We start from the raw sequence: 12,362 nt of genomic DNA on the forward strand, positions 1-12,362 counted from the left end.
GAGGATGTTGCGATGCGCTTCATAACGATGATTTTACTTGTGGCGATGACCGGGCCTGCCTTCGCCCAGGAAACGCCAGCACAGGCGCCGGCACAGGCCCCCGGCCGCATGACCGTCTCGGGCGAGGCGAAGGTCGTGGCGACCCCCGACATGGCGGTCCTGAGCCTCGGTGCGCAGGGACGCGGAGAGACGGCGGCGGAGGCGATGGATTCGACCTCGACCGCGGTGTCGGCGATCCTGAGCCGGTTGCAGGAACTCGGTGTCGCGGAGAACGACATCAAGACGACCTCGCTCAACCTCTCGGAAGAGCGGCGCTGGGACCGTGAGCAGGAGGTCGAGGTGTTCGAAGGTTACCGCGCGGAGAACCTCGTGGAGGTGCGCGTGCGCGACCTCGACGCGCTGGGGGCGATTCTCGGCGACGTTCTGGATGAAGGTGCGAACCGGATGCAGGGCCTGCAGTTCACGCTTCAGGACCCGCGCGAGGTCGAGGACGAGGCGCGCCGCCAGGCCGTCGCGGACGCCCGCGCCAAGGCGGAGCTTTACGCAGAGGCGGCAGGCGTGTCGCTGGGCTCGCTGGTGACGCTGACCGACAGCGCGACGCCCATCGTGCGCCCGATGGACCTGGCAGAGCCGGTGGTGATGGAAGCGCGTGCCGCAAAGGACGTGCCGGTCGCGGCGGGCGAGATCGAGATCCGCGCCGAAGTCACGATGACCTACGCGCTGGATCAGTAAGTTACGGGGCAGGGCGGAGGTGATCCGCCCTGCCGTCACGCTGCCGGCGTCTTACGACAGCGACTTGTGCAGCGCCTGGTCCAGATCGGCGATCAGGTCCTTCGCATCCTCGATCCCGATGGAAATCCGCACCACGTCCGGCGCCGCCCCGGCCGCGACCTGCTGCTCTTCGGTGAGCTGGCGGTGGGTGGTGGAGGCGGAGTGGATCACCAGGCTGCGGGTGTCGCCGAGGTTGGCGACATGGCTGAAGATCTCCAGCGAATCCACGAACTTGATGCAGGCGTCGTAACCGCCCTTGAGCGCGACGGTGAACAGGCCGCCCGCGCCCTTCGGGCAGATCCGCGCCACGCGGTCATGGTAGGGCGAGCTGGCGAGACCGGCATAGGTCACGCCCTTGACCGCCTCGTGCTTCTCCAGCCAGGCGGCGATCTCCTTGGCGTTCTCCACGTGTTTCTGCATCCGGAGGCTCAGCGTCTCGATCCCCAGAAGCGTGTAATGCGCCGCCTGCGGGTTCAGCGTCATGCCGAGGTCGCGCAAACCGATGGCGATGCCGTGGAAGGTGAAGGCCAGCGGGCCGAAGGTCTCGTGGAATTTCAGCCCGTGGTAGGCCGGTTCCGGCGCCGAGAGCGACGGGAACTTGTCTGATGCGGACCAGTCGAACTTGCCGGAATCGACCACCACGCCGCCGGTGACAGTGCCGTTGCCCGTCAGGTACTTGGTCATCGAGTGCACGACCAGCGTCGCGCCGTGCTCGATGGGGCGACAGAGGTAGGGTGTGGCGGAGGTGTTGTCGACGATCAGCGGCAGCCCGGCCTTATCGGCGATGGCGGCGATTGCGTCGAGGTCGGTGATGTAGCCGCCGGGGTTGGCGATGGATTCGCAGAACACCGCGCGCGTGTCGTCGTCGATGGCCGCGGCCACCGCGTCGAGATCGTCGAAGTCGACGAACTTCGCGGACCAGCCGAAGCGCCTGATGGTCTGGCTGAACTGGGTGATCGAGCCGCCGTAAAGCCGGGTGGAGACGACGATGTTGCGCCCCGGACCCATCAGCGGGAACAGCGCCATGATCTGCGCCGCGTGGCCGGAGGAACAGCAGACCGCGCCCACACCGCCTTCGAGCACCGCGACGCGTTCCTGCAGGGCGGCAACGGTCGGGTTGGTCAGGCGGGAATAGATGTAGCCCACTTCCTGAAGGTTGAAGAGTGCGGCGGCGTGTTCGGCATCGCGAAAGACATAGGCCGTGGTCTGGTAGATCGGCACCTGCCGTGCGCCGGTGGCCGGATCGGGCCGGGCGCCCGCGTGAATCTGCAGCGTGTCGAAGCCGAACTGGGGTGCATCAGTCATCTGTCCCTCTCCCTTTGGGTATTCGCGGCGACGGTATGCGAAGGGACGGGGGCGGACAAGCGCAAGCGCCCGCGCCGGACACGTGCGCCGGAGGAAAACTGCCCCTGCGTCAGGTCGGGCGCGCAGGGGACGCGGGGCGGAGGGTCTCCACCCCGCCAGAAGGGTCAGCGCGCGGCTTCGACGCAGAGCACCGTGGGCAGGTGCTGCGCCAGTTCCTGCCAGCTGTCGCCCTCGTCGAAGCTGGCGAAAACCGACCCTGAGTTCGTGCCGAACCACAGCCCCGCGGCTGCGTCGGTGGTCATCGCCTGCCGCAGCACGGTGAAGTAGCAGTTCTCCTGCGGCAGCCCGGTGCGGCAGGCCTCCCACGTGTCGCCGCCGTCGCGCGACCGCCAGACCGCGGCACTGGCGTCGGGCGGGTAGCGGCCCTCCATGTCGCCGTTGAGCGGCAGGGTCCAGATCGTGTCGGGCTTCTCCGGATGTACGGCAATCGGGAAGCCGAAGGTGGAAGGCAGCCCGTCGGTGATGTCGTCCCACGACCGCCCGCCATCGCGGGAGCGGAAGACGCCGTGGTGGTTCTGCTGGTAGAGCAGGTCCTCGTCGCCGCCCGCGCGGACGATGTTGTGCACGCAATGGCCGGTCTCGCCGTCCTTCGGTCCGGCCGGGTGGTCGGTGTGTCCGCAGGGGCCGAGGTTGCCCAGCCGGTTGCGCCGCTCCCAGCTTGCGCCGCCGTCGTCGGTGGCAAAGATCCCCGCGGCAGAGATCGCGAGCCAGACCTTTTCGGGCGTCTTCGGGGCCGAGACGATGCTGTGCAGCACCAGCCCCGCGCCGCCCGCCTGCCAGCTTTCTGCCGAAGGGTGGTCCGTCAGGCTTTCCACCGCCTGCCAGGACATCCCCTTGTCATCGCTGGAAAAAAGCGTCGCCGGTTTCGCGCCGGCATAGATCCGGTCGCCCGCCTTGCCCAGCGACCAGATCGCCTTGATCCGTCCGGTGTAGGGGGCGGGGTCGGCGGTCGCGTCCAGGCCGAAGATCTTCGCGGCCTCCGGGTCTGCGCGCGCCCATGCGTCCATCTCTCCGTCGGCCAGCTTCACCACCTCCCAGGTCGCGCCCTCGTCGGTGGAGCGCCAGATGCCCGCGCCCGGGAAATCGCCGCCGCCACCCGCAAGCATCACGCCGTCGGAGCCGAGGGCATGGTTGATCGGCCATCCGTCGCAATGCGGCCCGGACAGGACCCAGCCGCCGCGGCCGTTTTCGGATTTCAGAAGGAAAAGCCCCTTGGTGGTGCCGATGAATATGGTGGTGCAATGGCTCATGGTAAAACTCCTGTCGCGTGGCGCGAGACTAGCAGTTTCGTCGCGCCTTGTGTGAAAAGAGTTGATATCCACCCATTGCCGCGCGCAGGGTGGCAGATCCTTGCCAACAGGCCCCGTTCCGATCGTAGATCGGGCGGCCGCTCCGCCTAGCGCATCCAGAATCCTTCGCGCTTCAGCGTGTTGCGGATGGCCTGTTCGCGGCGGGGCAGGTCGTCGCGGTCGAAGAGCGCGCGCGCCTTCTGGCCGCGGCCCTGGTAGATCATGCGCTTGAACGGGTCGTACTGCTTCAGGATCTTCTTCAGGCGGTTGGGCTCCGTCACGCTTTCCAGCACCTCCACCGCCTTGTCCGATTCGCGTGCGTAGAGGAGCGGGATGGTGCGGTAGTGGCAGGTGACGGACCCGTCCAGCAGGCCCTCGGGCAGGGTGTCCTTGCCGCCCCCGAAGGAGTGGATCACCAGCGGCAGCGCCACCTGGTCGAGCCATGGGTCGAGCGACTGGCAGACGAGCGCCTCTGGCGGGTTGTCGCGGATCTCCAGCGCGTAGTCGAGGAACCGCTGACCGAAGACCTTCGGGCAGCGGTAGAAGAAGAACCCGGCGTTGAAGTAGAGATAGCGCTGCCAGTACTCGTCGGGCTGGCTCAGGTCGAGGCTCGACTCGAAATCCAGCCCGAAGCGGTCGTAGAGCGATTTCCAGATGCCGGTGTAGCCGGGGCCGTAAAGCTCCGGCTGAGGCCATGTGCCTTCGCGGCGCAGAGAGGCGGTGGGCCGGTCGAAATCGAAGGGCACCGCGCCCAGGTCGTCCAGCACCAGCGTATCGGTGTCGAAGAACACGAAGGGTTCGCCCTCGGGCAGGGCGAACAGCGCCTCGATCTTGTTGCCGTAAGGGTACTTGTTGCCGAAGTGGCGCGACTCGAAGGGGACGAAGGTCGCGCCAAGCTCCGTCAGCGCCTCGCGGATTTCCGCGTCGCGGATCGTCGGATCGTTGGGCCAGAGGGCGCCCGGAGCGGGTTCGGCCACGAACAGGCGGAACCCGTCCTTGGGAGAGCGTTCCGCGCGGGAGGCGGCGAAGAGCAGCGCCTCGTAGGCCAGGCGACCGTTCTGGCCGACGATGAGGATATTGACGGTTTGCGCGTCGCGCGCGGGGCGTGGCATGATGGGACTGCTCGCATTTTTTCCGGCAGTATACGCGAGGACGCGCAGACCGAAAGCGCCGATCTGCCGACAGGTTTTAACGGGGAGATTGAGATGCTGGATGTGGTTCTGGTGATGATCGCGCTGGCGACGGGCGGCGGCGGGGCAGGTGCTGAGAGGGAGACCCTGACCCTCGCGCCGGCGGAGACACCGGCCCCCGTGGCCTCATCCTCATCCTCGTCAGAGGAAGCGCCGCCACCCGTCACCTCTTCCGAAGACGCGCCCGCCGCACTGCCGTATGAGGCCGAGCCGCAGGTGGCGACGGGCCGTTTCCTGACCGCGCTCGAGATCAAGCCGATCATGGGGGCCACGCGGGCCAACTGGGTCGCGGTGCGGGAATGGGACGGGCAGGACCTGATCTACGTGACCCACATCTGGAGCTGGCGCTGCGGGCTGGTGGCGATGAAGCTGGGCGTGAACGGCGCCGACCCCGAGGACTGGCCGCTGCCGCCCTGCCACGAGGACACCGCCCAGCCCAACGCCATGCTGGAGAGCGACGGGCTGCCCTACCGGGCCTTCCCGCTGAAGTCGGTGGAGACGGTCACGGTGGAGCTGATCTACGACGACCTGACGACCGAGCGGTCGACATTCAACCGGCAGGGCGTGCTGATGCCCTGATGATCGTGCCCTGATCGTGATGGCGCAAGGAGGGCGGCGCACAGCCCCGCCCTGCAATCCGCGGCACTTGCCCTAAGCCGTCATGGAACGACCCGGTCGGCGCTCAGACCTCGATGGCTTCCAGCACCTGCGGTTCGATCACCGTGACGCCGGGCAGGCCCGCTGCCAGCTTGTCGGCCGACTGTTCGAGCGCGTCGAAGGTGCGGTAGTGGCAGGGGATCACGGTCTTGAAATCGAAGTAGGTCTTCGCGGCATAGGCGGCCATTTCCATGTCCATGGTGTAGTAGCCGCCCGCCGACAGGATGCCGATGGTCGGTTTGAAGTAGTCCGCGATCCACGCCATGTCGGCCATCGGGCAGGTGTCGCCGGAGAAATAGAGCACCTGACCGCCGCTCTGGATGACGAAGCCCGCCTCCTGTCCCATGTAGGCCGCCGCGCCGTCGACCTTCATCGAGGAGGAATGCGAGGCCGGGACCATGGTCACCTTGACCTCGCCGAAGGTGATCGAGCCGCCCATGTTGAACGCGTGCCCCTCCTTCGCGCCCATCGCCTGCAGCGCATGGCCCAGCTCGAAGGTGGCGTGGACCGGCGCGCCGGTGCGTTCGGACACGTTCACGATGTCGCTCGTGTGGTCGAAATGCCCGTGGGTGACGAGGATCTGCGTAGCACCGCCGATGGCGGCCTCGGCGTCCTTGCCTTCCATCATCGGGTTGCCGTCGATCCACGGGTCGATCAGCAGCACCTCGCCGCCGGTTTCGATGCGGAAACTGCCGTGGCCCATCCAGATGATCTTCATGTCTGTTCTCCCTGTGGTCTTCGGGGGGAAAGGCTAGCAGGGCGCGGCCCGAAGGCCAGAGGCGGGGCGCAGCAAATCCGGCTGCCGCGCGAGATTTCGCGATTGGCCGGTTGGTGGGGGCGACGGCGGCGCGGGGGCGGCTGGTGATCGCCACCTGCGGTCCGTTGCCGTGAATATCCGGAAAAGCGGGCAGCCCGGGGGCGGTATGCAGGCAGGGCGCGGCCTTATCCCGTCACATGCTTGCGGGCCGGGCGGCGGGGCGGTAAAGCGGCGCGTGAACTTTCTGCGAAAGAGGCCCCCATGTCGATCGACATCGAGACCGCCGCCCGCGTCGCCAAGCTTGCGCGGATCAAGGTGGAAGAGGACGACCTGCCCGCGCTGGCACATGCCTTCAACGACATCCTCGGGTTCATCGAGCAACTGAACGAGGTGGATGTCGAGGGCGTGGAGCCGATGGTCTCCGTCACGCCGATGCGGCTGAAGCGCCGCCAAGACGGGGTGACCGATGGCGGCATGCAGGACAAGGTCCTGTCGAACGCACCGGATGCCCGGGAAGGCTTCTTTGCGGTTCCGAAGGTGGTCGAGTGATGAGCGAACTGACGAAACTGAAGATTGCCGAGGCGCGCGATGCGCTGCGTTCCGGCGACGTGACCTCTGCCGAACTGACGGACGCCTGCCTTTCGGCGATCGACCAGGCAGATGCCCTGAACGCCTTCGTGCACAAAACGCCCGAAATCGCGCGCGAACAGGCGGCTGCGGCGGACGCCCGGCTGAAGGCGGGCGATGCGCCGTCGCTTTGCGGCATCCCGCTGGGCATCAAGGACCTGTTCTGCACCAAGGGCGTGGCCTCTCAGGCGGCGTCGCGGATACTCGAAGGTTTCAGGCCCGAGTACGAATCCACCGTGACGACAAAGCTGTTCGAGGCAGGATCGGTCATGCTGGGCAAGCTCAACATGGACGAGTTTGCAATGGGGTCCTCGAACGAGACCTCGGCCTACGGCAACGCGGTCAACCCGTGGCGGCGCGGCAACGACGACGCGCAACTGACGCCCGGCGGCTCTTCGGGCGGCTCGGCGGCGGCGGTTGCGGCGGACCTGTGCCTTGGCGCGACCGGGACGGACACCGGCGGCTCCATCCGCCAGCCCGCCGCCTTCACCGGCATCACCGGGATCAAGCCGACCTACGGGCGTTGCTCTCGCTGGGGGATCGTGGCCTTCGCGTCCTCGCTGGACCAGGCGGGCCCGATGGCCAAGGACGTGCGCGACGCGGCGATCATGCTGCAGGCGATGTGCGGCCACGACCCGAAGGATTCGACCTCTGCCGACCTCGCGGTGCCGGACTTCGAAGCCATGCTGACCGGCGACATCAAGGGCAAGAAGATCGGTATCCCGAGGGAATACCACATGGACGGCATGCCCGCCGAGATCGACGCCCTCTGGGCATCGGGCTGCGACATGCTGCGTGACGCGGGCGCAGAGATCGTCGACATCTCGCTGCCGCACACGAAATACGCATTGCCCGCCTATTATGTCATCGCTCCGGCAGAGGCCTCTTCGAACCTCGCGCGTTACGACGGTGTGCGCTACGGCCACCGGGCGAAGCTGAGCCAGGGCGACGGCATCACCGAGATGTACGAAAAGACCCGCGCCGAAGGCTTCGGCGAAGAGGTCAAGCGCCGCGTGATGGTCGGCACCTACGTGCTGTCGGCGGGCTTCTACGACGCCTACTATAATCGTGCGCGAAAGGTCCGGACCCTGATCAAGAAGGACTTCGAGGACGCGTTTCATGCAGGAATCGACGCGATTCTGACGCCTGCGACTCCCTCTGCCGCCTTCGGGCTGGGCGAGATGGTCGAGGCGGATCCGGTCGCGATGTACCTCAACGACGTGTTCACCGTTACGGTCAACCTGGCGGGTCTGCCGGGGGTTGCTGTGCCGACGGGTCTGAACGGTCAGGGGCTGCCGCTCGGGCTTCAGCTGATCGGTCGTCCGTGGGAAGAGGGCGATCTGCTGAATACCGCCTATGCGCTGGAACGGGCCGCGGGGTTTGTTTCCAAACCCGTGCAATGGTGGTAAGGCGCTCGCCTGAAGAACCGGTGGGACAGGCAGGACATGTGATGCGGTATATCCTTTGTGGAGTGGCGGCGCTTGCGTTGACGGCGTGCACGACCTCCGTGCCCGACAGCGCGGCAGGGGTGGTCGACACGGGGCAGGGCGTCGGTTTCAACAACTACGACAGCTATCGCGCAGAGCGTGAGGCGCAGTTGAACGGCGCGACCGGCCAGTCCGCCCTGATCGCGCCGCCCGCAGACGTGCAGTCCGGGACGCTCGATCCGCAGGATGCGGCCGCTTCGCAGCAGGCCGCTGCGCTGAACTCCGGCCAGGCACCCATCGACGCGTCGCCGTCCAACCCGGCGCCGCAGATGGTCGAGAATTCGGCCGGGATCTCCGGCGAGAACGATTTCGACGCCGTGTCCGCGCAGCGTGACATCGCCGCCGACGCCGCGATGATCCAGCAGAACCGCGCGCAGTACCAGGTGATCCAGCCGACCGATCTGCCGACCCGTCCGGGCACCAACCGCCCGAACATCGTGGAATACGCCCTGCGCACCACGAACCCCGTCGGAACGGCGCTTTACAAGCGGTCGTCGCTGCGGGCCGAGACGCGGTACCAGAACTCCTGCGGTGCCTTCGCCTCGCCGGACCTTGCGCAGGAAGAGTTCCTCGCGCTCGGCGGCCCGGAGAAGGACCGCAAGGGCATGGACCCGGACGGTGACGGCTACGCCTGCGGCTGGAACCCCGCACCCTTCCGCGCCGCGAAGGGATGACGGCGGAGCCGGTCTGGCATCCTTCCCCCAACGTTGGTGACCGGCGCGGCGGTGTCGCGCCGGACATGATCGTCCTTCACTACACCGCGATGAAAAGCGCCGAGGCGGCGTGCGAGAGGCTCTGCGATCCGGCTGCGCAGGTTTCGGCCCATTACGTCGTGGCCGAGGACGGCCGCGCGTGGCAGCTGGTGCGTGAAGAGCATCGCGCCTGGCATGCCGGGGCAGGGGCCTGGGGCCCGGTCCGCGACGTGAACTCCCACAGCATCGGCATCGAGATCGCGAACACAGGCGCAGCGCCTTTCCCGGACCTGCAGATGACCGTTGTCGAAGAGCTGCTGCGCGGGATCATGGCGCGCTGGCAGATCGCTCCGCACCGGATCGTCGGCCATTCCGACACCGCGCCGGGGCGCAAGATCGACCCCGGCCCGCGGTTCGACTGGCGCAGGCTGGCGCTGCAGGGGCTGTCGGTCTGGCCCTCTGCCGCGGAAGCGCCGGGGGATTTCCTGCACGATGCACGTCGTTTCGGGTACGATGTGGAGGCTGCGGGGGAGGATGTCGTGCTGAACGCCTTCCGCATGCGGTTCCGTCCCTGGGCCGAAGGGCCGTTGGAGGACGAAGATCGGCGTCTGATGCACGATCTGGCCAATCGCTGGCCCGTCGCGCAGGCCGCGCTCGCCTAATCCAGCTTGTAGGGAAGCACGTCGCGCCGGTTCGGCGTGGTGGTCAGGCGCTTCTCAAGCGGCGGCACGGAGCGCTGGTGGCAGGACGTCCGCTCGCAGATCCGGCAGGAGATTCCGATGGGTTCGAAGGCGCTCGCCCGGGTGAAATCCATGTCGTCGGCGTAGACCAGCGCGGCGGCGTGGCGCACTTCGCAACCGATGGCGATGGCGTAGCGCCGCACCGGCGCGCCGAAATGCCCGCCCGTCTTCGACACGTCGCGCGCCAACGAGATGTAGCGCACGCCGTCCGGCGTCTCGGCCAGCTGGCGGAGGAAGCGGCCCGGTGTTTCGAAAGCGCGGTGTACGTTCCACAGGGGGCAGGCGCCGCCGAAACGCGCGAACTGCAGCCGCGTGGCGGAGTGCCGCTTGGTGATCGTCCCGGCCTGATCGACGCGGACGAAGAAGAACGGCACACCCTTCGCGCCCGGGCGTTGCAGGGTCGAGAGGCGGTGGGCCACCTGTTCGATGGAGGCACCGAACCGCGCGGCCAGCAGTTCGAGGTCGTGGCGGGTTTCCTGCGCGGCGGAGAGGAAGGCCTTGTAGGGCATCATGGCCGCGCCCGCGAAGTAGTTGGCGAGCCCCAGCTTGGCGATGGCGCGGGCCTCCTCGCTCTGGAAGCGGGCGAGGTCGAGGGTCGCCTCGAGCAGCTGGTTTTGCCTGAGCAGCGCGATCTGCACGAACAGCTGGAAGGTCTGCGTCTCGACCGGCAGGAGCGAGGAGAGGGTCAGTTCCTGCCGCTCTGTGTCGAAGGCGCGCATGGGCGAGGCCTGCGAGAACCGGACCTTGATCCCGCCGATCTCGAGCCGGGCCACGGCGGCGGTGCGCAGGTCGCCCTCGCTGGCCAGAAGCCCGGCGAAGTGTTCGGCGGCGCGGTCCACGGCGTCGATGTAGTTGTCGCAATAGTGGAAGAAATCGCGGACCTCCTCCCAGGGCGACGGCTGCAATTGGGAGCCTTCGCGCCCCAGCGCCTCGTCGAGCGAGGCAAGCCGTTCGTGGGTCTGGCGATAGGCGCGGTGCAGCGCAAGGAAGGCGCGCGCCAGCACCGGGGCGTTGGACGCGGTCAGACGCAGGTCGGCCAGTTGCGGCGTGGCATCCCCGAAGACCGGGTCGGCCAGAGCCTCGCGCATGTCGGTGACCAGACGCTCCGCATCGCCTTGCCCCAGCTCGGTGACGTCGAAGCCGAACTCCTGCGCAAGCGCCAGCACAACCGTCGTGGAAACCGGACGGTTGTTGTTTTCCATCTGGTTGAGATACGGCAGCGATATGCCCAGCTTGGCCGCGAAATCCTTCTGGGTCAGCGACAGTCGCCCGCGGATGTCCCGCAGCTTTGCGCCGGCATAAAGTTTCTGGGTCGCCATGGTCGTCCTGCTGTCTGCGCGTTTTGCAATTTTGCGGCTGCTCGAACCACTTTTTGCAACTTCACTCAGGCGACGTCCAGTCCTCTCAGTTGCCGTTCACGCCAGATCACTACCGAGATGGCGAGGATCGAGGCGACGGAGGAGGCAAACATCATCCACAAGAGCGGCCATGCCCCGGTTTCCGGTGTCAGCATCGTGCCTGCCATCTGCGACAGCCCGGCGCCGCCGCCCAGCATGATGGCCCCGGCGAGGCCGGAGGCCGTTCCGGCCAGGTGCGGACGGACGGACAGCGCGCCTGCCGTGGCGTTGGGGATGGTCATGCCGTTGCCCAGGCCGACCAGCGTCATGAAGCCGAAGAAGGTCCACTGGCTGCCGAAGCCCGCCGCGAAGACGAGGATCGATATGGCGAGGCCGAGGCTTACGATGCACGCGCCCCAGAGGATCATGCGGTTGATGCCGAAGCGGGCGGAGAACCGTCCGGAGATGAAGTTGCCGAGGAAATAGCCGACCGCCGGTGCGCCGAAGAAGTACCCGAGGTTGGCGGTGGTCAGGCCGAAGACCTCAATGCCGACGAAGGACGCGCCGCCCACGTAGGAGAAGAACGCACCGGAGGAGAATGCGCAGGCCAGCGCATAGCCCCAGAACCGCGGCGAGCGGAAAAGCTCCGGGTACTGGCTGAACTGCTTGCCAAGGGTCAGCCCGCTTCGGGTGGCCGTCTCTCCGAGGTCGCCCCACACGAGGGCCAGCATCAGTACACCCGCCACCAGCATCAGCCAGAAGTTGGAGTGCCAGCCGAAGGCCTCCGCCAGGGCGCCGCCGAAGATCGGCGCGACCATGGGGACCAGCGACATGCCCATCGTGACATAGCCGATCATCGAGGCGGCCTCGTCCGGGGGGTACAGGTCGCGGACCACGGCGCGGGACAGGACCATGCCGACGACCACGCTGGCCTGCATCATGCGGAAGGCGAGGAACACCTTCACATCGGTCGCCAGGATGCAGCCGATCGTTGCCAGCACGAAGATCGCAAGCCCGCCAAGGATCACCGGCCGCCGTCCGAGGTTGTCGGCAATCGGCCCGATCAGAAGCTGGAGAATCGCGTTCATCAGCAGCGTCAGAGAGATCGCGAGCTGCATGATGTGGTACTCGGTCTCGTACCAGTCCGCCATGATCTGCAGCGCCGGAACGAAGACGTTCAGCGTCAGCGCCGTCATGCTGGCCAGCAGGACGAGCGTCAGGATATGAGGAGGGGTGGAGCGGTCCAGAAACCGCGCGTGTCTGCTGGGGGTCATGCGAAAGACGGGTAGGGCGGTGCGGCTCGTTTGTCCATCCGGATACATGTCTTTCTCATGTAGTATTCAATTTTGCAATTTGCATTCGTGATTATTTCCATACTTTGCAAATTTGCGAGGAAATGCTTGAGTGGGCGCGCGCGCCCTGTATGTTCCGCCCAAACGGAAAGGGGCCG

General features: G+C 66.9%; 12 protein-coding genes. 6 read left to right on the top strand and 6 right to left on the bottom strand.

Going from position 1 to position 12,362, the window contains the following annotated elements; genetic code table 11:
• Positions 1-27 precede the first annotated feature (27 nt).
• The gene (locus QNI11_RS07290; RefSeq protein WP_283982908.1) at positions 28-732 is read left to right on the top strand and encodes an SIMPL domain-containing protein; all 705 of its coding nucleotides are present in this window, start codon (positions 28-30) and stop codon (positions 730-732) included.
• Positions 733-783: 51 nt separating this feature from the next.
• On the opposite strand, the gene QNI11_RS07295 is transcribed toward QNI11_RS07290, so the two are convergent.
• The 3 genes from QNI11_RS07295 to QNI11_RS07305 all read right to left on the bottom strand — a co-directional run bounded on the left by QNI11_RS07295 (position 784) and on the right by QNI11_RS07305 (position 4,537).
• Positions 784-2,076 carry an O-acetylhomoserine aminocarboxypropyltransferase/cysteine synthase family protein gene (locus tag QNI11_RS07295; protein WP_100927166.1) on the bottom strand — a complete coding sequence of 431 codons (1,293 nt, stop codon included), beginning with the start codon at positions 2,074-2,076 and terminating at the stop codon, positions 784-786.
• A gap of 164 nt (positions 2,077-2,240) precedes the next feature.
• Positions 2,241-3,386 (bottom strand): sialidase family protein, encoded by a 1,146-nt coding sequence (locus tag QNI11_RS07300; protein WP_283982909.1) that lies wholly within the window; start codon positions 3,384-3,386, stop codon positions 2,241-2,243.
• Positions 3,387-3,532: 146 nt separating this feature from the next.
• On the bottom strand, positions 3,533-4,537 hold the full coding sequence (locus QNI11_RS07305; RefSeq protein WP_283982910.1) for a hypothetical protein: 1,005 nt from the start codon (positions 4,535-4,537) through the stop codon (positions 3,533-3,535).
• 93 nt (positions 4,538-4,630) lie between these two features.
• Between QNI11_RS07305 and QNI11_RS07310 the strand changes: the two genes are divergently transcribed.
• Positions 4,631-5,194 carry a hypothetical protein gene (locus tag QNI11_RS07310; RefSeq protein WP_283982911.1) on the top strand — a complete coding sequence of 188 codons (564 nt, stop codon included), beginning with the start codon at positions 4,631-4,633 and terminating at the stop codon, positions 5,192-5,194.
• 103 nt (positions 5,195-5,297) lie between these two features.
• Here the strand turns inward: QNI11_RS07310 and QNI11_RS07315 are convergent, their stop codons facing one another.
• Positions 5,298-5,990: a metal-dependent hydrolase gene (locus tag QNI11_RS07315; RefSeq protein WP_283982912.1), complete on the bottom strand. Its 693-nt coding sequence runs from the start codon at positions 5,988-5,990 to the stop codon at positions 5,298-5,300.
• Between the two features lie 300 nt (positions 5,991-6,290).
• On the opposite strand from QNI11_RS07315, the gene gatC reads away from it, so the two are divergent.
• The 4 genes from gatC to QNI11_RS07335 are packed head-to-tail and all read left to right on the top strand — an operon-like array spanning position 6,291 to position 9,497.
• Positions 6,291-6,578, top strand: a complete 288-nt coding sequence (gene gatC, locus QNI11_RS07320) for an Asp-tRNA(Asn)/Glu-tRNA(Gln) amidotransferase subunit GatC (protein WP_100927162.1) — start codon at positions 6,291-6,293, stop codon at positions 6,576-6,578.
• Complete coding sequence (gatA, locus tag QNI11_RS07325; protein ID WP_283982913.1) at positions 6,578-8,065, top strand: Asp-tRNA(Asn)/Glu-tRNA(Gln) amidotransferase subunit GatA; 1,488 nt, start codon at positions 6,578-6,580, stop codon at positions 8,063-8,065. Before gatC ends, gatA begins: the two co-directional genes overlap by 1 nt.
• A 41-nt stretch (positions 8,066-8,106) precedes the next feature.
• The gene (locus QNI11_RS07330) at positions 8,107-8,817 is read left to right on the top strand and encodes a hypothetical protein (RefSeq protein ID WP_198521802.1); all 711 of its coding nucleotides are present in this window, start codon (positions 8,107-8,109) and stop codon (positions 8,815-8,817) included.
• Positions 8,814-9,497: an N-acetylmuramoyl-L-alanine amidase gene (locus QNI11_RS07335; RefSeq protein ID WP_373418429.1), complete on the top strand. Its 684-nt coding sequence runs from the start codon at positions 8,814-8,816 to the stop codon at positions 9,495-9,497. Before QNI11_RS07330 ends, QNI11_RS07335 begins: the two co-directional genes overlap by 4 nt.
• On the opposite strand, the gene QNI11_RS07340 is transcribed toward QNI11_RS07335, so the two are convergent.
• Together QNI11_RS07340 and QNI11_RS07345 are read right to left on the bottom strand one after the other, a co-directional pair.
• Positions 9,494-10,894: a short-chain fatty acyl-CoA regulator family protein gene (locus QNI11_RS07340; RefSeq protein ID WP_100927158.1), complete on the bottom strand. Its 1,401-nt coding sequence runs from the start codon at positions 10,892-10,894 to the stop codon at positions 9,494-9,496. The genes QNI11_RS07335 and QNI11_RS07340 overlap by 4 nt on opposite strands.
• Before the next feature lie 65 nt (positions 10,895-10,959).
• Positions 10,960-12,186 (bottom strand): multidrug effflux MFS transporter, encoded by a 1,227-nt coding sequence (locus QNI11_RS07345; protein WP_100927157.1) that lies wholly within the window; start codon positions 12,184-12,186, stop codon positions 10,960-10,962.
• Between the last annotated feature and the right edge of the window lie 176 nt (positions 12,187-12,362).

It is taken from the genome of Sagittula sp. MA-2, assembly GCF_030126985.1.
Taxonomy (GTDB): Bacteria; Pseudomonadota; Alphaproteobacteria; order Rhodobacterales; family Rhodobacteraceae; genus Sagittula.